The 15,594-nt window shown below is 56.6% G+C and carries 27 protein-coding genes; 2 read left to right on the top strand and 25 right to left on the bottom strand.

Annotated features, from left to right (window positions below; translation table 11 throughout):
- Window positions 1–8: 8 nt before the first annotated feature.
- From rplQ to rpmC, 18 genes are all read right to left on the bottom strand, one after another.
- Window positions 9–428, bottom strand: coding sequence for a 50S ribosomal protein L17 (rplQ, locus tag GLP43_RS14475; RefSeq protein WP_005849785.1), 420 nt, complete (start codon window positions 426–428; stop codon window positions 9–11).
- Between the two features lie 131 nt (window positions 429–559).
- Complete coding sequence (locus GLP43_RS14480; RefSeq protein ID WP_005849787.1) at window positions 560–1,576, bottom strand: DNA-directed RNA polymerase subunit alpha; 1,017 nt, start codon at window positions 1,574–1,576, stop codon at window positions 560–562.
- Between the two features lie 116 nt (window positions 1,577–1,692).
- Window positions 1,693–2,082, bottom strand: a complete 390-nt coding sequence (rpsK, locus tag GLP43_RS14485) for a 30S ribosomal protein S11 (protein ID WP_005849789.1) — start codon at window positions 2,080–2,082, stop codon at window positions 1,693–1,695.
- 15 nt (window positions 2,083–2,097) lie between these two features.
- Window positions 2,098–2,466, bottom strand: a complete 369-nt coding sequence (gene rpsM / locus GLP43_RS14490; protein WP_005849790.1) for a 30S ribosomal protein S13 — start codon at window positions 2,464–2,466, stop codon at window positions 2,098–2,100.
- A 311-nt stretch (window positions 2,467–2,777) separates the two neighbouring features.
- On the bottom strand, window positions 2,778–3,425 hold the full coding sequence (locus GLP43_RS14495; RefSeq protein WP_037944866.1) for an adenylate kinase: 648 nt from the start codon (window positions 3,423–3,425) through the stop codon (window positions 2,778–2,780).
- Complete coding sequence (gene secY, locus GLP43_RS14500; protein ID WP_037945112.1) at window positions 3,422–4,786, bottom strand: preprotein translocase subunit SecY; 1,365 nt, start codon at window positions 4,784–4,786, stop codon at window positions 3,422–3,424. Before secY ends, GLP43_RS14495 begins: the two co-directional genes overlap by 4 nt.
- A 120-nt stretch (window positions 4,787–4,906) precedes the next feature.
- On the bottom strand, window positions 4,907–5,389 hold the full coding sequence (gene rplO / locus GLP43_RS14505) for a 50S ribosomal protein L15 (RefSeq protein ID WP_005849796.1): 483 nt from the start codon (window positions 5,387–5,389) through the stop codon (window positions 4,907–4,909).
- A gap of 240 nt (window positions 5,390–5,629) precedes the next feature.
- Window positions 5,630–5,818: a 50S ribosomal protein L30 gene (gene rpmD / locus GLP43_RS14510; RefSeq protein WP_005849797.1), complete on the bottom strand. Its 189-nt coding sequence runs from the start codon at window positions 5,816–5,818 to the stop codon at window positions 5,630–5,632.
- Window positions 5,819–5,820: 2 nt separating this feature from the next.
- On the bottom strand, window positions 5,821–6,402 hold the full coding sequence (rpsE, locus tag GLP43_RS14515; protein WP_005849799.1) for a 30S ribosomal protein S5: 582 nt from the start codon (window positions 6,400–6,402) through the stop codon (window positions 5,821–5,823).
- A gap of 109 nt (window positions 6,403–6,511) precedes the next feature.
- Window positions 6,512–6,871 carry a 50S ribosomal protein L18 gene (rplR, locus tag GLP43_RS14520; protein ID WP_237279847.1) on the bottom strand — a complete coding sequence of 120 codons (360 nt, stop codon included), beginning with the start codon at window positions 6,869–6,871 and terminating at the stop codon, window positions 6,512–6,514.
- Window positions 6,872–6,882: 11 nt separating this feature from the next.
- Window positions 6,883–7,416, bottom strand: a complete 534-nt coding sequence (gene rplF, locus GLP43_RS14525; protein WP_005849804.1) for a 50S ribosomal protein L6 — start codon at window positions 7,414–7,416, stop codon at window positions 6,883–6,885.
- A 10-nt stretch (window positions 7,417–7,426) separates the two neighbouring features.
- Entirely contained in the window at window positions 7,427–7,819 is a 393-nt protein-coding gene (rpsH, locus tag GLP43_RS14530) for a 30S ribosomal protein S8 (RefSeq protein ID WP_237279848.1), read from the bottom strand.
- 12 nt (window positions 7,820–7,831) lie between these two features.
- Window positions 7,832–8,137, bottom strand: a complete 306-nt coding sequence (rpsN, locus tag GLP43_RS14535) for a 30S ribosomal protein S14 (RefSeq protein ID WP_005849808.1) — start codon at window positions 8,135–8,137, stop codon at window positions 7,832–7,834.
- Between the two features lie 19 nt (window positions 8,138–8,156).
- Window positions 8,157–8,720, bottom strand: coding sequence for a 50S ribosomal protein L5 (rplE, locus tag GLP43_RS14540; RefSeq protein ID WP_005849810.1), 564 nt, complete (start codon window positions 8,718–8,720; stop codon window positions 8,157–8,159).
- Window positions 8,713–9,024: a 50S ribosomal protein L24 gene (rplX, locus tag GLP43_RS14545; RefSeq protein ID WP_237279849.1), complete on the bottom strand. Its 312-nt coding sequence runs from the start codon at window positions 9,022–9,024 to the stop codon at window positions 8,713–8,715. The genes rplE and rplX overlap by 8 nt, the downstream gene beginning before the upstream one ends.
- Entirely contained in the window at window positions 9,024–9,392 is a 369-nt protein-coding gene (rplN, locus tag GLP43_RS14550) for a 50S ribosomal protein L14 (protein WP_005849814.1), read from the bottom strand. The genes rplX and rplN overlap by 1 nt, the downstream gene beginning before the upstream one ends.
- Before the next feature lie 157 nt (window positions 9,393–9,549).
- On the bottom strand, window positions 9,550–9,789 hold the full coding sequence (gene rpsQ / locus GLP43_RS14555) for a 30S ribosomal protein S17 (protein WP_005849816.1): 240 nt from the start codon (window positions 9,787–9,789) through the stop codon (window positions 9,550–9,552).
- 15 nt (window positions 9,790–9,804) lie between these two features.
- On the bottom strand, window positions 9,805–10,011 hold the full coding sequence (gene rpmC, locus GLP43_RS14560; protein ID WP_237279850.1) for a 50S ribosomal protein L29: 207 nt from the start codon (window positions 10,009–10,011) through the stop codon (window positions 9,805–9,807).
- Window positions 10,012–10,172: 161 nt separating this feature from the next.
- Here rpmC and GLP43_RS14565 point away from each other — a divergent pair, with 161 nt between their 5' ends.
- Window positions 10,173–10,793, top strand: coding sequence for a TIGR02466 family protein (locus tag GLP43_RS14565; RefSeq protein ID WP_009825297.1), 621 nt, complete (start codon window positions 10,173–10,175; stop codon window positions 10,791–10,793).
- Here GLP43_RS14565 and GLP43_RS14570 read toward each other — a convergent pair.
- On the bottom strand, window positions 10,790–11,002 hold the full coding sequence (locus tag GLP43_RS14570; RefSeq protein WP_237279851.1) for a hypothetical protein: 213 nt from the start codon (window positions 11,000–11,002) through the stop codon (window positions 10,790–10,792). The two genes, GLP43_RS14565 and GLP43_RS14570, sit on opposite strands and share 4 nt — an antisense overlap.
- Window positions 11,003–11,215: 213 nt before the next feature.
- On the opposite strand from GLP43_RS14570, the gene GLP43_RS14575 reads away from it, so the two are divergent.
- Window positions 11,216–11,680, top strand: a complete 465-nt coding sequence (locus tag GLP43_RS14575; protein ID WP_237279852.1) for a DUF1440 domain-containing protein — start codon at window positions 11,216–11,218, stop codon at window positions 11,678–11,680.
- A 95-nt stretch (window positions 11,681–11,775) separates the two neighbouring features.
- Here GLP43_RS14575 and rplP read toward each other — a convergent pair whose 3' ends face one another.
- The 6 genes from rplP to GLP43_RS14605 all read right to left on the bottom strand — a co-directional run bounded on the left by rplP (window position 11,776) and on the right by GLP43_RS14605 (window position 15,566).
- A complete protein-coding gene (gene rplP / locus GLP43_RS14580; RefSeq protein WP_005849828.1) occupies window positions 11,776–12,189 on the bottom strand; it encodes a 50S ribosomal protein L16 in 414 nt (137 codons plus the stop codon).
- 13 nt (window positions 12,190–12,202) lie between these two features.
- Window positions 12,203–12,910 (bottom strand): 30S ribosomal protein S3, encoded by a 708-nt coding sequence (gene rpsC, locus GLP43_RS14585; RefSeq protein WP_005849830.1) that lies wholly within the window; start codon window positions 12,908–12,910, stop codon window positions 12,203–12,205.
- Window positions 12,910–13,290 carry a 50S ribosomal protein L22 gene (gene rplV / locus GLP43_RS14590; protein WP_005849831.1) on the bottom strand — a complete coding sequence of 127 codons (381 nt, stop codon included), beginning with the start codon at window positions 13,288–13,290 and terminating at the stop codon, window positions 12,910–12,912. Before rplV ends, rpsC begins: the two co-directional genes overlap by 1 nt.
- A 3-nt stretch (window positions 13,291–13,293) precedes the next feature.
- Window positions 13,294–13,572, bottom strand: a complete 279-nt coding sequence (rpsS, locus tag GLP43_RS14595) for a 30S ribosomal protein S19 (RefSeq protein ID WP_005849833.1) — start codon at window positions 13,570–13,572, stop codon at window positions 13,294–13,296.
- Between the two features lie 3 nt (window positions 13,573–13,575).
- A complete protein-coding gene (gene rplB, locus GLP43_RS14600) occupies window positions 13,576–14,418 on the bottom strand; it encodes a 50S ribosomal protein L2 (RefSeq protein ID WP_005849835.1) in 843 nt (280 codons plus the stop codon).
- Between the two features lie 272 nt (window positions 14,419–14,690).
- On the bottom strand, window positions 14,691–15,566 hold the full coding sequence (locus tag GLP43_RS14605) for a DUF1206 domain-containing protein (RefSeq protein WP_237279853.1): 876 nt from the start codon (window positions 15,564–15,566) through the stop codon (window positions 14,691–14,693).
- Between the last annotated feature and the right edge of the window lie 28 nt (window positions 15,567–15,594).

Raw genomic sequence — 15,594 nt, forward strand, 5'->3', positions numbered from 1 at the left:
AGGTCGCTTTAGTCTTCGGCAACCTCATAGGCCGCTACGCGCGCCTTGTCGTTTGCACCCTTCGCGTCGCGGTCGCGATCTACGAATTCGATGATGGCCATAGGTGCCATGTCGCCATAACGGAAGCCCGCTTTCAGGACGCGGACATAGCCGCCCTGACGGTCTTTGTAGCGTGGGCCCAGGATGTCGAACAGTTTCGCAACATACTGGTCTTGCTTCAGCTTGCTTGCAGCCTGGCGACGCGCGTGCAGGTCGCCGCGCTTTGCCAATGTGATCATCTTTTCGATGATTGGCTTCAGTTCTTTAGCTTTTGGCAATGTTGTTTTGATTTGCTCATGTTCGATGAGTGAGCCTGCCATGTTCGAGAACAACGCCTTGCGGTGCTCATGTGTACGGTTCAGGCGGCGGTAACCACGTGCGTGACGCATTTTCTAGTCTCCAATTTAATGCCCTCTACGGGCGGTTTTGCTTTGTCTGGTTGGCGTGCGTAGCGCCAACTCTCCTTGGGGCCGATGCCCGGTCGTATTGTCGGGCGGGGAAACCCCACCCGACAAATCTCTTAGAACGAATCCTCGAACTTTTTCGCGAGGTCTTCGATGTTGTCTGGTGGCCAGTCCTCGACGTCCATACCAAGGTGCAGGCCCATGCCCGACAGCACTTCCTTGATCTCGTTCAAGGACTTGCGGCCAAAGTTCGGCGTGCGCAGCATTTCGGCCTCGGTCTTCTGGATCAGATCGCCGATGTAGACGATGTTGTCGTTCTTCAGGCAGTTTGCCGAACGGACGGACAGTTCCAGCTCGTCCACTTTCTTCAGCAGCAGCGGGTTGAACTCCAGACCGTCGTCGTCGTCCTGACGCGATGCGGATTCGGGCTCGTCGAAGTTGACGAAGATGCCCAGCTGATCCTGCAGAATACGCGCAGCAAAGGCCACGGCATCGTCAGGAGAGATGGAGCCGTCTGTTTCGACCTTCATCGTCAGCTTGTCATAATCCAGCACCTGACCTTCGCGGGTCGGCTGCACGTCATAGGACACTTTCTTGACCGGCGAATAGATCGCGTCGATCGGGATAAGACCGATAGGCGCATCTTCTGGCTTGTTCTTGTCTGCCGCCACATAGCCCTTGCCGGTGTTGACCGTCAGTTCCATGTAAACGTCAGCGTTGTCATCCAGGTGGCAGATCACGTGATCGCGGTTCAGAATTTCGATACCAGCGCTTTCGGAGATGTCACCAGCAGTGACAACACCCGGCCCCTTGGCAGAGATCGACAGGCGCTTGGGCCCTTCGACTTCCATGCGCAGGGACACGCCTTTGAGGTTCAGAACGATGTCGGTGACATCTTCGCGAACACCCGCAACGCTCGAAAATTCATGCAAAACATTATCAATTTGTACAGATGTGATGGCGGCACCTTGCAGCGACGACATCAGAACGCGGCGCAGTGCGTTGCCCATTGTCAAACCAAAGCCACGCTCGAGCGGCTCGGCGATGACAGTAGCCTGACGTGCAGGGTCATTGCCCGGCTTGACGTCCAACTGCTGTGGCTTGATCAATTCAGCCCAATTTTTGTGGATCATACGTCCCTCCATTCCTGTTCTGCGCCCCATGTCCAAATGGCGAAGAACTCCCGAGGTTTCAACAAAGCAGTAAGAGGCCGTGCGCAAAGGCGCGGCCCCTTTTGTAACTTATACTCTTAGACGCGGCGGCGTTTCGGAGGGCGGCAGCCGTTGTGCGCCATTGGGGTCACGTCACGGATCGATGTGATGTTGAACCCGGCAGCTGCCAGCGCGCGCAGGGCGCTTTCACGGCCGGAGCCGGGGCCTTGCACTTCGACTTCCAGCGTTTTCACGCCGTGGTCTTGGGCTTTTTTACCTGCATCTTCAGCAGCCATTTGAGCCGCGTAAGGTGTCGATTTACGCGACCCTTTGAAGCCCATGGTGCCTGCGGAGGACCAGGAAATTGCGTTACCCTGAACGTCAGAGATCAGGATCTTTGTGTTGTTGAAGCTGGAGTTAACATGCGCCACGCCTGCGGCGATGTTCTTGGAAACCTTACGCTTCGTCTTTGTCTTTTCGCGTGCCATTGATCAGACCCTCCCTTACTTCTTCTTACCGGCAATGGCCTTTGCAGGGCCTTTGCGCGTACGAGCGTTGGTGTGGGTACGCTGACCACGAACCGGCAGGTTACGACGGTGGCGCAGGCCACGGTAGCAACCAAGGTCCATCAGGCGCTTGATGTTCATCTGCGTGTCGCGACGCAGGTCACCTTCAACGGTGTAGTTTTCGTCGATATATTCACGGATCTTCAGGATTTCAGCATCCGAAAGTTCGTTGATACGACGCGTGGAATCGATGCCAACAGCTTCGCAGATTGCAGCTGCGGAGGAGTTACCGATACCGGTGATATATGTGAGGGCGATTGGAACCCGCTTTGCAGTCGGGATGTTTACGCCGGCAATACGTGCCACGTGTGTGCTTCCTTTTCGTTGCGGGTCCGTCATGCCAGACCCTTTTTTCACAACGTGAAGCCCGAGGCGAATGTGCCGTCGGGCTCCAGCTGATCAGGTGTTCATGCGCAGGGCGTGATCGGTGCCCGTTGCAATTCGATTCTCTTACGAGATACGGCTGGTTATGAGGAATTGACCGGCGCGTCAACCCATAGCGGCTGCGCGCTGGATGCATAACCCTTTCGATCCGAAAGCAGGCCGCCCTACCCCGTACAATAGCAAAACGGCGCGCCTCGAAAAGCGCGCCGTTCCCTACCTGTGGTAAGGTTGGATTAAGCGTCCAGAACCTTGGCGATGCTGTCCTGCACCTCTTTAATGTCCGCCAAACCATCAACGCGCGTGAGCATGTTGTGGGCGTAGTAATAGCCCAACAGCGGCGAGGTCTTCTTGTAGTATTCCATCAAACGATTGCGGAGGCTTTCCTCGTTATCGTCTGCGCGGCGTTTGAAGTCGGACGCACCGCATTTCTCGCACTTACCGTCGGCTGGCTGAGGCTTGGTCACGTCGTGATAGACTTCGCCACAGTTGCCGCAGGTGGACCGACCGGAGATACGGGTGACCAGCGCCTCGTCATCCACGCCCAGCTGGATCACGTGATCCAATGGCTTGCCTGTCGCCTCAAGCAGCTCACCAAGCGCAGTGGCCTGCGCCAGTGTGCGCGGGAAACCGTCAAAGATAAAACCGCCGTGATCGGTGGTGTCTTCCAGCTTTTCACGGATCAGGCCGATCACGATCTCGTCGGTCACCAGATCACCGCGCGCCATGACATCGGCAACCATGTTGCCCATCTCTGTCCCGCTGTCTTTGGCTTCACGCAGCATGTCACCAGTGGAAAGCTGCACCATATTGCGTGTCTCAACCAGATGACGCGCTTGTGTACCTTTACCCGCTCCGGGTGGTCCTAAGAGAATAATGTTCATCGACGTACCGGGCTCCGTTTTTTCCGTGGTTTGCCAGACTTACCGCGCAACTGGGAACGTTCAAGCAGACCTTCATACTGATGTGCAAGCAGATGGCTTTGGACCTGCTGGATCGTGTCCATGGTCACGGACACAACAATCAGCACCGACGTACCGCCAAAGTAGAACGGGATCGCAAACTGTCCGCGCAGAATTTCGGGCAGAATACAAACAGCCGCGAGGTAAAGCGACCCGAGCACCAGAATGCGGTTCACCACATATTCTAGATACTCAGCGGTTTTCTTACCGGGGCGGATGCCGGGGACGAAACCGTTCTGGTTCTTTAGGTTGTCCGCAACCTCGTCAGGTTTGAAGCTGACGTTGAACGTGTAGAAATACGCAAAGAAGACAATCATCGCGACGAAGAACAGCAGGTACAGCGGCTGGCCGGGGCCGAAGTTGGCCAGCAGTACCGACATCACCGGACCCGTAGAATTGCCCGAGAACGTGCTGATCGTGACCGGCAGCAGCAACAAAGAGCTGGCAAAGATCGCGGGAATAACACCGGCGGGGTTGACCTTGACCGGCAGGTGCGAAGAGCCGCCATCGTACATCTTTTGCCCAACCTGACGGCGCGGGTACTGGATGTGGATCTTGCGCAAGGCACGCTCCATGAACACAACGAACATGATCGTCGCGATGACCATGACCAAAACGCCGACGATAATCGCAGGGCTGATCGCACCGGAACGACCCGAAGAGAAGAACTGCGCGATCGCGGCAGGAACCTCGGCGATGATGCCAACAAAGATGATAAGCGAAATGCCGTTACCGATACCGCGTGCAGTGATCTGCTCACCCAGCCACATCAGGAACATCGTGCCGCCGACCAGTGTGATCATACAAGCGATGCGGAAATACATGCCCGGATCAGCGGCGATATCGCCAGCCTCTAGGGATACAGCCAGGCCATAGGCCTGCAGCGTCGCCAAAGCCACCGTGCCGAAGCGAGTGTATTGGTTAATCTTCTTGCGCCCCTGCTCGCCCTCTTTCTTGAGCTGCTCAAGCGCGGGCACCATCGAGGTCATCAGCTGAACGATGATCGATGCAGAGATGTAGGGCATGATACCCAAGGCAAAGATCCCCATACGGCCAAGTGCGCCGCCGGTGAACATGGAAACCATGCCGCCGATGCCTTGACCCGCGCTTTCCATAAACTGGCGCAGGGCGGTGCCGTCGATCCCGGGAACCGGAATGAACGTGCCAAGGCGATAAACGATCAACAACCCCAGAGTGAATAGAATCCGGTTGCGCAGGTCTGTCGCCTTGCCCAACGCGGACCAACTGGTGTTGGCGGCCATGCTTTCGACGGCTGATACCATGATATAGGGCTCTTTCTTTGCAAAAACGCCGCCCAAGCCGTTTTCCGGCGGGCGGCATTTGGGAAAACTCGATTGACTATGTAAGCGGGACGCGTCCCGCTCACAAGGCAAAAGGTCGGGTTACGCGTCTGCGTTTGCCGCGGCAGGTGCTGTGACGGTCAGTTTGCCGCCCGCTTTTTCAACGGCTTCAACCGCGGATTTGGATGCACCGGAAACCTGCAGTTCAACCTTGGCGTTGAAATCGCCTTTGGCCAGAACGCGGATACCATCCAACTTGCGACGGACCAGACCGGAGGAAATCAGGGCATCCTCGGTGATCGCAGCGGAGGCGTCGATCTTTTTGGCGTCGATGAATTTCTGGATCAGGCCCAGGTTTACAACGGCATAGGACTTCCGGTTTGGCTTGGTGAAGCCGCGCTTTGGAAGACGTTGGTACAAGGGCATTTGACCGCCTTCGTAACCGTTGATCGATACACCCGAACGGGATTTCTGACCTTTGATACCACGGCCACCCATTTTACCGGTGCCGGAACCAGGACCACGGCCGACGCGCTTGCGTTTCTTGGTGGCGCCTTCGTTGTCAGACAGTTCATGAAGTTTCATGTCGCTTCTCCTTTTGCCGGATGTGGCCCCCAGCGACGGGAGCGGCCAAACGCGGCGTTGCATGATTCTTGTGGCGGATCGATTGCCACTGGGGGCGTATAAACGGGAGGCCCGAAGGTTTCAAGCCCTGCCCCGACTCCCAGGCACCCGAGACAAATGAAAACGCCCCGCAGTTTCCCACGGGGCGTCGATACCGAGCAACGAGACCATTATAAAGCCTCTAGCTTTCTAGGAAAGCGATCAGCCTTTTTCTTCGATGATCTCAACCATGTGAGAGATCTTGCGGATCATGCCGCGCACGGAAGGTGTGTCTTCCAGTTCACGCACACGGTGCATTTTGTTCAGACCCAGACCAATCAACGTAGCGCGCTGGTCGGCGGGGCGGCGGATTGGCGAGCCAACCTGCTTGATTACGATCGTCTTAGCCATGCTTATGCCTCCTCAGCGACTTGTGCGGACGATTCAACATTGTCCTCACGCTTGGGCAGAATGTCTGCAACTTTCTTGCCGCGACGCTGAGCAACAGCACGTGGCGAAGATTCTTTTTTCAGGCCGTCCATGGTGGCGCGGATCATGTTGTAAGGGTTCTGGGTCCCGATGGACTTCGATACAACGTCCTTAACACCAAGCATTTCGAATACGGCACGCATTGGACCACCGGCGATGATCCCGGTACCTTCTGGTGCTGTGCGCATTACAACGCGACCGGCGCCGTGACGGCCTTCCATGTCGTGGTGCAGTGTGCGGCCTTCGCGCAGCTGAACGCGGATCATTTGGCGCTTTGCTTGCTCGGTGGCTTTGCGAATGGCTTCTGGAACCTCTTTCGCTTTACCTTTGCCGAAGCCTACGCGGCCCTTTTGGTCGCCAACAACGACAAGTGCAGCAAAGCCAAAGCGCTTACCACCCTTAACGGTTTTGGAAACGCGGTTGATCGCCACTAGGCGGTCGGCGAATTCGGGTGTCTCGTCGCGTTGGTTGCGGCGGTTGCCACCCCGGTTGTCATCTCTTGCCATGCGGCATCATCCTTTTGGTGCTGCGCTTGCGCGCGTCATAGAGTCAATCCAAGTGGGCAAAGCCCCCGGATCATCGAGGCGGCGCGAGACCCGCGCCGCCTACGTTCGCTTAGATTTTCAGACCGCCTTCACGGGCTGCATCGGCCAAAGCTTTGATCTTGCCGTGGAACAGGAAACCGCCACGGTCAAAATATGCTTCGCTTACACCGGCCTTCTGGGCACGCTCGGCGATTGCCGAACCAACCTTGGTCGCTGCTTCGATGTTGTTCTTGCCAACAACGCCCAAGTCTTTTTCCATCGAGGACGCGGAAGCCAATGTGACCCCGTTTACGTCGTCGATCAGCTGGGCGCTGATGTTTTTGTTCGAGCGGTGAACGGAAAGGCGAAGACGCCCTGCGTTGACCCGGCGAAGTTTGTTCCGAACGCGCAGGCGGCGTTTCAGAAACAGTTGTCTTTTGCTGTTTGCCATCTGTGCGATCCTTACTTCTTCTTGCCTTCTTTGCGGAAGACGAACTCACCCTTATAGCGGATGCCTTTGCCCTTGTAGGGCTCGGGCTTGCGCCACGCGCGGATGTTCGCAGCGACCTGACCAACAAGCTGTTCGTCAATGCCTTCTACCACAATCTCGGTCTGTTTCGGGGCTGTGACTGTCACACCTTCGGGTGCCACATAGTCAACATCGTGGGACAGGCCCAGGTTCAGTTTCAGCGTGTTGCCGTTCATGGCAGCACGATAACCAACACCCTGGATCTCAAGCTCTTTTTTGAAGCCTTCGGTGACGCCGGCAACCAGGTTGCTTACCATTGTGCGGCTCATGCCCCACTGCTGGCGTGCGCGCTTGGATTTGCCGCGTGGTGTGATGGTGACCACGTTGTCCTCGACAGCCAATGTAACGTCGTCAGTTGCCTTGAAGGAACGTGTTCCCTTGGGGCCTTTGACTTCGATGGTCTGGCCGCTCACGGATGCTGTAACACCGCTTGGCAGGTCGACCGGTTTTTTACCAATACGAGACATTTTGTTCTCCTTAGAATACGGTGCAGAGCACTTCGCCGCCAACGTTCTGGCTGCGTGCATTCTGATCCGACATCACACCCTTGGGGGTGGAGACAATCGACACACCAAGGCCCTGACGGACAACGGGAATGTCATTGACGCCCATGTAGACGCGGCGACCGGGCTTGGAAACCCGCTTCAGCTCACGAATAACAGGTTCGCCCTCGTAGTACTTGAGGCTGATTTCAATCGCGGGGTGGCCATTGGCGCCCGTTGTTGCTTCATAGCCACGGATGTAGCCTTCGTCTGCAAGCACGTCCAGTACCCATGCACGCAGCTTGGAAGCAGGTGTCATGACAGTGGATTTGCCGCGCAGCGAAGAGTTACGGATGCGTGTCAGCATATCTGCGATAGGATCGTTCATCTGATGCGCTCCTTACCAGCTCGACTTGACCATGCCGGGGATTTGGCCCGAAGAGCCAAGGTCCCGCAGCGCGATCCGCGAAATTTTCAGTTTACGGTAGTAAGCGTGTGGACGGCCTGTCAGCTGGCAGCGGTTGTGCAGACGCACAGCGCTGGAGTTGCGAGGCAGTTTCGCCAGCTTCAGGGAGGCGCGGAAACGCTCTTCCATCGGCTTGGATTCGTCGCTTACGATCTCTTTCAAGGCAGCGCGCTTGGCAGCGTACTTCTTGACCAGTGCTTCGCGCTTCTTTTCGCGCTCGATCATGGATTTCTTAGCCATATCTAAATCCTCCCCGCGCTTACGATGTGAAGGGCATGTTGAACGCTTTCAACAGTGCCTTCGCTTCAGCGTCGGTTTTCGCCGTGGTGGCGATCACGATGTCCATTCCCCAAGTCTCATCAACTTTATCAAAGTCGATTTCGGGGAACACGATGTGCTCTTTCAAGCCCATGGCGTAGTTGCCACGGCCGTCAAAGCTGTTGCCGTTGATGCCGCGGAAGTCGCGGATACGAGGCATAGCGATCGTGATCAGACGATCCAGGAATTCGTACATACGTTCGCCACGCAGGGTCACTTTCGCACCCAAAGGCATGTCTTCACGTACGCGGAAACCAGCGATGGATTTCTTGGCAACAGTTGTCAGCGCTTTTTGGCCGGCGATTGTTGTCAGGTCTTCCTGTGCGGATTTTGCTTTCTTGCTGTCACGGACAGCTTCAGCACCACAGCCGATGTTCAGAACGATTTTATCCAGACGCGGGATCTGCATTTCGTTCTTGTAACCGAACTCTTCCTTCAGAGCAGCGCGGATTTTGTCCGCGTATTCGCCCTTCAGGCGGGGTGTGTATGTTGCGTTATCAAGCATCGATCACGTCCCCCGTGGTTTTTGCAAAGCGCACTTTCTTGTCGCCTTCGACTTTAAAGCCAACGCGGGTTGCTTTGCCGTTGGCATCAACCAGCGCCAGGTTGCTCAGATCGATGGGCATCGCTTTGGGAATACGGCCGCCTTGCGACGTCTGGGACTGACGCGTGGCGCGGATTGCCATGTTGATACCATCTACGATTGCTTTGTTGGCCTTTGGGTCAACGGACGAGATGGAACCCGTCTTGCCCTTGTCCTTGCCAGCAAGCACGATGACTTTGTCACCTTTGCGAAGTTTAGCAGCCATTACAGCACCTCCGGCGCAAGCGAGATAATCTTCATGAAGTTTTTGGCGCGCAGCTCACGAACAACTGGCCCGAAGATACGTGTACCTACAGGTTCATTCGAGTTGTTCAGGATGACGGCGGCGTTACGATCGAAACGGATGGCTGTGCCATCTTCACGACGAACTTCCTTGGCAGTGCGAACGACAACGGCTTTACGCACGTCACCTTTTTTCACACGACCGCGAGGGATGGCTTCCTTGACCGACACGACAATGATGTCGCCGACGGATGCGTATTTACGCTTGGAACCACCCAATACCTTGATGCACTGAACACGGCGCGCGCCGCTGTTGTCAGCAACATCCAGGTTGGTCTGCATCTGGATCATTTGGTTTCTCCCGACCTTCTGGGGGGCGATGCGTGCCCTAACCCCAGGGTTTCGATTATATTGGTCCACCCGAAATGGGCATCTCGCCCGAGCCTTTGGGCCTTGCCGCCCTCAGAGTCAAGGGAAACAAGGACCTCAGGCCCGAGCGAGCAGTACCTTAAGCCTCAGCGGCTTGCAGCACTTCCCAACGTTTGGTTTTCGACTTTGGTGCACATTCGATGATGCGAACAGCGTCGCCCACTTTGAATGTGTTGTTCTCATCGTGCGCCCGGTATTTTTTGGACTTACGGATGGTTTTCTTCAGAACCGGGTGCGTAAAGCGACGCTCTACGGAAACGGTTACTGTCTGTGCATTGGCATCGCTTGTCACGGTGCCTGTCAGGATACGTTTGGGCATACTCTCAGGCTCCTATTATTCAGCAGATGCCGCAGTTGCGGCTTTCTGGTTCAGAACGGTTTTGACACGTGCGACGTCACGCTTAACGGTCTTCAGACGTGCGGAATTTTCCAGCTGGCCCGTAGCTTGCTGAAAACGCAGGTTGAAGGATTCTTTTTTCAGGTTAACAAGCTCATCGCGGAGTTGATCCGGCGTCTTGTCGTGCAGTTCTTTGGCGTTCATCGCCTCTTCCTTTCGACATCACCAGTAGGCCCCTTATGGGTGACCATGATTCTGGTGGAGTTCATGTGAAAGGTTCCTCTACAGGCCCTACCCCTGTTTGGCAAGCAAGCTTTCTATAAAACCGTATCGCCACCCAGAACAGGCTGATATAGAACGGCCCTATGTCACAGATAGAATCCCTTTTCGTCACCCGTCTTTACCGCGCCGCCCTGTCCGAGCACGGTCAACCCGTTGATCCGGCCGAGCTGGAGGCCGCGTGCCTGTCCATCGCCGAGGATGACGAGGCCGGGCAGGAATGGTGCGAGGAACATGATTTCCCGGGCTACACCAGCTATGCCTCGCTCACCGATCTGCCGTGGCGGTTCCCGATCTTCAAGACGGTGAAGAAAGCGCTGGATAAACATGTCAAAGCTTTTGCAAAGGAACTGGCGTTTGATCTGGACGGGCGCAAGCTCAAGCTTGAAGACCTCTGGATTAACATCCTACCCGAAGGCGGTATCCATACGGCACATATCCATCCCCATTCGGTGATCTCCGGCACGACCTATGTGGCGATGCCCGAAGGCACGAGCGCGCTTAAGCTCGAGGATCCGCGGCTGCCGATGATGATGGCTGCCCCCGGTCGCAAGAAAGACGCACCACGGGAGCTTCGCCAGTTCGTCTATGCGGAGCCCGTCGTCGGTGACGTGCTGCTTTGGGAAAGCTGGCTGCGGCACGAAGTCCCGATGAACATGTCCGAAGACGATCGAATCTCGGTCTCGTTCAACTACGCCTGGGGTTAACCACGTTTGAGCGGCGCTGCCTTGCGCGCCGCCTCTTGCTCTTTGATCGCGGCCTTTTCCTCTTTGGTCAGCTTATTGCCCCACTGATTATTGCTAAGCCCCAGATCATCCGGCATCGGCTTGGTCTTACCCTTTTTGATCGTACCCCCCTTATCAAGAAACGCTTTGATCAGGTCTTCGTCGGTGGTAGGCTTGGGCACATGTTTCATGTCAGCTCCTATAGGCGGGTTAATCCGAGCCTATGCGCCACGCCTTGCGCTGGCTAGACCCTGCCCCCGCTTATTCATCATGCATTAATGTTTCAAAAATCGCGGGCTGGATCACGTCACCGCGGGTTCAGCAGCTTGTGACTAGGATTGCATGTGTCCCGGTGCCATCTCGACACCGTTACCGTAAACGATGCGCACATAAGGAAGCCCCACGTGGATACCCCAAACCAAAGCCCCCTGCCCGCCCTTGCCCTTGCCGGTCTGGTCGGCGAACTCACATTCGAGGCCTACGCATGGCTCGCCTCTCCCGCCCTGTTCGGCGTCAAGCTAGAGCCCGCGAACCTGGTCATCGGGCTAAGCAAAAAGCTTTTAGGCCTCGACCTGACTTACGGCGCGGCCTTCGCCGTCCACTTCCTGATTGGCGCGTTAGGATTTGCAGCGGTGGTCTATCTGACCAAGCGGATGACACAGCTCGGCTATTTCGGCGCGGGTGCCCTGGCCGGCGTCATCTTGTGGTTTGTCGCCCAAGGTATTTTGGCACCGCTGATGGGGCGTAGCTTCATGATGGGTTTTGGTGCCTATACGCAGTCATCCTTCGTGGGGCACGTCGGTATGACGATTGTCATTGCGATGGTCTGGCAGAAGCTGGCGCGCCGCCCCGCCAAGCTGTTTACCTAAACCCCGCACCCACCCCGACAAAAACAAAAGCCCCCGCTGAGAACTCAGCGGGGGCTTTTCTATTCATTCCTCCGACATGTGTCGAAGCGAAGGTCTTACCAATCTTCGCGTACAACGACGCGGGTTTTGATAGGCAGCTTCATCGCGGCAAGACGCAGAGCTTCTTGTGCAACGTCCTCGGCGACACCGTCGATTTCGAACATAACACGGCCTGGCTTGACCTTGCAGACCCAACGATCCACGGAACCCTTACCTTTACCCATACGAACTTCGATGGGCTTTGCGGTGACAGGTACATCCGGGAAAATACGGATCCAGACACGGCCTTGACGCTTCATGTGACGCGTCATGGCACGACGAGCAGCTTCGATCTGACGTGCAGTTACACGCTCGGGCTCGAGAGCCTTCAGACCGTAGGTACCAAAGTTCAGGTCAGACCCGCCCTTTGCCACACCTTTGATACGGCCTTTGTGCTGCTTGCGGAATTTAGTACGCTTTGGTTGTAGCATCTTTCATTCCCCCTTAGCGACGACCGCCGGCACCGCGTGGTGCTGGGCCGTCTTGCATTTCTTGTGCCTTGCGGTCACGCGCAGCCGGGTCATGTTCCATGATCTCGCCTTTGAAGATCCAGGTTTTGATCCCGATGATGCCGTAAGCGGTCGACGCTTCAACATGCGCGTAATCGATGTCGGCACGCAGAGTGTGGAGCGGCACGCGGCCTTCACGGTACCATTCGGTACGCGCGATTTCTGCACCACCCAGACGGCCAGCAACGTTCACACGGATACCCAGGGCACCCATACGCATGGCGTTCTGTACCGCACGCTTCATGGCGCGACGGAAAGAGACCCGGCGTTCCAGCTGCTGTGCGATGGATTCACCAACAAGGGCTGCGTCCAGCTCTGGCTTGCGCACTTCAACGATGTTGAGGTGCAGGTCAGATTTGGTGATCTTGGCGATTTTCTGACGCAGACCTTCGATGTCTGCACCTTTCTTGCCGATGATCACACCGGGGCGCGCTGTGTGGATCGTGACGCGGCACTTCTTGTGTGGGCGTTCGATGATCACACGGGCGATACCGGCCTGTGCACATTCTTTCTTGATGAAGTCACGGATGGCGAGGTCTTCGAGCAGAAGATCACCATAGTCCTTCGTATCGGCGTACCAGCGGCTGTCCCAGGTGCGGTTGACCTGAAGACGCATACCGATCGGATTTACTTTGTTACCCATCAGGCTTGCTCCTCAACTTGACGCACGACAATCGTGATTTCCGAAAACGGCTTGATGATCTTGCCGAAACGGCCACGCGCACGTGGACGACCACGCTTCATGATCAGGTTCTTGCCGACATATGCTTCGGCAACGACCAGTTCATCCACGTCAAGGTTGTGGTTGTTTTCGCCGTTCGCGATGGCGGACTGAAGGCATTTCTTCACGTCCTGTGCGATCCGCTTTTTCGAGAAGGTCAGGTCCGTCAGGGCCTTGTCTACCTTCTTGCCACGGATCATCGCGGCGACGAGGTTCAGTTTCTGCGGGCTTGTGCGAAGCATGCGCAGTTTTGCACGGGCTTCGTTGTCAGCCACGCGGCGGGGATTTTTATCCTTGCTCATGGCTTATTTCCGCTTCGCTTTTTTGTCAGCTGCGTGACCATAATAGGTGCGAGTTGGCGAATACTCACCAAACTTCTGACCGATCATTTCTTCGCTGACGTTTACTGGGATGTGCTTGTGACCGTTGTACACGCCGAACGTCAGGCCAACAAACTGTGGCAGGATCGTGGAACGGCGCGACCAGATTTTGATCACTTCGCTGCGACCGCTTTCGCGGGAGGCTTCGGCCTTCTTGAGGACATAAGAGTCAACAAAAGGACCTTTCCATACTGAACGAGACATCTATTAACGCCCCTTCTTCTTGGCGTGGCGCGAGCGTAGGATAAGCTTGCTGGACGCTTTGTTCTTGTTGCGGGTTTTTGCACCCTTTGTGGGCTTGCCCCAAGGCGTAACAGGGTGACGACCACCCGATGTACGGCCTTCACCACCACCGTGAGGGTGGTCGATCGGGTTCATAACAACACCACGTACCGAAGGGCGGATACCCTTGTGACGCATGCGGCCCGCTTTACCGTAGTTCTGGTTGGAGTTGTCAGGGTTGGACACGGCACCAACGGTGGCCATGCATTCCTGACGCACCAGACGCAGTTCGCCCGAGGACAAACGGATCTGAGCGTATCCACCATCACGGCCTACGAACTGTGCGTAGGTACCGGCGGCGCGTGCGATCTGGCCGCCTTTGCCTGGCTTCATTTCGATGTTGTGAACGATTGTACCGATTGGCATGCCCGAAAATGGCATAGCGTTCCCAGGCTTGATGTCGGCCTTGGCCGAGGAAATCACCTTGTCGCCAACAGCGATACGCTGTGGGGCCAGGATGTAAGCCTGTTCGCCGTCTTCGTACTGGATCAGTGCGATGAATGCGGTCCGGTTAGGGTCATATTCGATACGTGCGACAACCGCGGACATGTCCAGCTTGTTGCGCTTGAAATCGACGATACGGTAAAGGCGCTTTGCCCCACCGCCTGTGCGACGCATTGTGATCCGTCCGGTGTTGTTCCGACCGCCAGATTTGGTCAAACCCTGTGTAAGGGATTTGACCGGGCGGCCTTTCCAAAGCTCCGAACGGTCGATCAGTACCAGCCCACGCTGGCCTGGCGTCGTCGGTTTGTACGACTTGAGTGCCATGTTCTCTGTCTTCCGTTTTGCTTGTCCCCGGCCCCGTCGTGATGGCACCGAGATGGTTGTAGGGCCCCGAAGGTCCCCAATTTGAAATGCCAGACAAAGAACCCCTTTGCCCGACGTTGCGCGTGGCTAGAACTCACCAATGCGCAAAACGACACAGCCCCGGACGAATCCGGGGCACTGCCGATGGGGTCGTTTAGGGGAGGATCAGCCGAGGGTCAAGGGAGCGTTCGGGAATAGTCGGGAAAACCCAACGTAGACCTACGCGGCACCCTTCAGGACGCCATCGCCTTGACCTTGCGCGCGACGCTTTCAACCGACGGGTCGGCAGCCTTCGGTACAATACGGTAGACCGCATTCACAAAGCAGAACAGCGAAAACATCAGCAATCCGGCACAGAGCAGCCCGACCAGCACGCGCCCGTAGGCCTGCTGGTGCAACCACTCAAACGCCGCGTCAATGCCACCTGCGCTCGACGCATTCGCACTTATCGCGGCATAGGCAATTAGACCACCGATGATCAGCACCACGACGCCCTGCGCAGCCACGCCGATACGCAATAGCGGGTTCCAATGCATGGTAAAGTGGTTCGCTTCCAGATGCTCGCGATACGACTGCGACGCTGCCTTGTAGAAATAGTAGAACCCCGTGCCCATCGTCGCCAGACCGATCCCGCCCACGACCCACACGCCCGCTGTCGTTTGCAGAAACTGGTTCAGCAGCTCCTTGCTGCTTGAACCGGAGGACGCCACCCCCAGCACCGTCACAGCCAGCGCACCGATGGCGCCGTGGATCAGGCCGGTGACCAGCATGCCAAACCGCGCAACGATGCCCTTGGCCCCGCTGCCATATGCCTCAAGGTCCCAAAAGCTATCAACTGCGCGCCAGATCGCATAGGCGAACATGCCCGTGGCGATCGCGAAGATCACTGCAAACCCCGTAGCGCCGTCTAGTGACTGCAGCGTCGATTTGGTGCCTTCGGCCTGACCACCAGATACAACGGACCAGAGCGACAGCCCGGCCACGACAAGGTAAACCAAGCCACGCCCAGCATAGCCCGTCCGCATGATCGGTACGGCCCAGGCGAAGTCGTCTGGATCGACGTCGGACAGGATCTGGGATCGGGCGGACTGGGCGGAGTTGATCGACATAGTGATGCTATCCCTTCGGGCAAAGCCG

Source organism: Sulfitobacter sp. M39 (assembly GCF_021735935.1).
GTDB lineage: Bacteria > Pseudomonadota > Alphaproteobacteria > Rhodobacterales > Rhodobacteraceae > Sulfitobacter.

What these genes read in the sequence shown, in the direction of transcription:
- rpmD (WP_005849797.1), bottom strand. Translation starts at nt 5,818, where the DNA reads ATGGCTAAGACGATCGTAATCAAGCAGGTTGGCTCGCCAATCCGCCGC.
- rpsK (WP_005849789.1), bottom strand. Translation starts at nt 2,082, where the DNA reads ATGGCACGCGAAAAGACAAAGACGAAGCGTAAGGTTTCCAAGAACATC.
- rplF (WP_005849804.1), bottom strand. Translation starts at nt 7,416, where the DNA reads ATGTCTCGTATTGGTAAAAAACCGGTCGACCTGCCAAGCGGTGTTACA.
- rplO (WP_005849796.1), bottom strand. Translation starts at nt 5,389, where the DNA reads ATGAAACTTCATGAACTGTCTGACAACGAAGGCGCCACCAAGAAACGC.
- rpsC (WP_005849830.1), bottom strand. Translation starts at nt 12,910, where the DNA reads ATGGGTAACAAAGTAAATCCGATCGGTATGCGTCTTCAGGTCAACCGC.
- rpsS (WP_005849833.1), bottom strand. Translation starts at nt 13,572, where the DNA reads ATGTCTCGTTCAGTATGGAAAGGTCCTTTTGTTGACTCTTATGTCCTC.
- rplX (WP_237279849.1), bottom strand. Translation starts at nt 9,024, where the DNA reads ATGGCTGCTAAACTTCGCAAAGGTGACAAAGTCATCGTGCTTGCTGGC.
- rpsE (WP_005849799.1), bottom strand. Translation starts at nt 6,402, where the DNA reads ATGGCAAGAGATGACAACCGGGGTGGCAACCGCCGCAACCAACGCGAC.
- rplE (WP_005849810.1), bottom strand. Translation starts at nt 8,720, where the DNA reads ATGCTTGATAACGCAACATACACACCCCGCCTGAAGGGCGAATACGCG.
- rplB (WP_005849835.1), bottom strand. Translation starts at nt 14,418, where the DNA reads ATGGCACTCAAGTCGTACAAACCGACGACGCCAGGCCAGCGTGGGCTG.
- rplQ (WP_005849785.1), bottom strand. Translation starts at nt 428, where the DNA reads ATGCGTCACGCACGTGGTTACCGCCGCCTGAACCGTACACATGAGCAC.
- rpsH (WP_237279848.1), bottom strand. Translation starts at nt 7,819, where the DNA reads ATGAACGATCCTATCGCAGATATGCTGACACGCATCCGTAACTCTTCG.
- rpsQ (WP_005849816.1), bottom strand. Translation starts at nt 9,789, where the DNA reads ATGCCCAAACGTATCCTGACAGGCACCGTGACAAGCGATGCCAATGCA.
- GLP43_RS14480 (WP_005849787.1), bottom strand. Translation starts at nt 1,576, where the DNA reads ATGATCCACAAAAATTGGGCTGAATTGATCAAGCCACAGCAGTTGGAC.
- rplN (WP_005849814.1), bottom strand. Translation starts at nt 9,392, where the DNA reads ATGATCCAGATGCAGACCAACCTGGATGTTGCTGACAACAGCGGCGCG.
- GLP43_RS14605 (WP_237279853.1), bottom strand. Translation starts at nt 15,566, where the DNA reads ATGTCGATCAACTCCGCCCAGTCCGCCCGATCCCAGATCCTGTCCGAC.
- GLP43_RS14570 (WP_237279851.1), bottom strand. Translation starts at nt 11,002, where the DNA reads ATGAAACATGTGCCCAAGCCTACCACCGACGAAGACCTGATCAAAGCG.
- rpsN (WP_005849808.1), bottom strand. Translation starts at nt 8,137, where the DNA reads ATGGCTAAGAAATCCATGATCGAGCGCGAAAAGAAGCGCGAAGCACTG.
- GLP43_RS14565 (WP_009825297.1), top strand. Translation starts at nt 10,173, where the DNA reads ATGTCACAGATAGAATCCCTTTTCGTCACCCGTCTTTACCGCGCCGCC.
- rplR (WP_237279847.1), bottom strand. Translation starts at nt 6,871, where the DNA reads ATGGCAAACAGCAAAAGACAACTGTTTCTGAAACGCCGCCTGCGCGTT.
- secY (WP_037945112.1), bottom strand. Translation starts at nt 4,786, where the DNA reads ATGGTATCAGCCGTCGAAAGCATGGCCGCCAACACCAGTTGGTCCGCG.
- rpmC (WP_237279850.1), bottom strand. Translation starts at nt 10,011, where the DNA reads ATGAACGCCAAAGAACTGCACGACAAGACGCCGGATCAACTCCGCGAT.
- GLP43_RS14495 (WP_037944866.1), bottom strand. Translation starts at nt 3,425, where the DNA reads ATGAACATTATTCTCTTAGGACCACCCGGAGCGGGTAAAGGTACACAA.
- rplV (WP_005849831.1), bottom strand. Translation starts at nt 13,290, where the DNA reads ATGAGCAAGGATAAAAATCCCCGCCGCGTGGCTGACAACGAAGCCCGT.
- rplP (WP_005849828.1), bottom strand. Translation starts at nt 12,189, where the DNA reads ATGCTACAACCAAAGCGTACTAAATTCCGCAAGCAGCACAAAGGCCGT.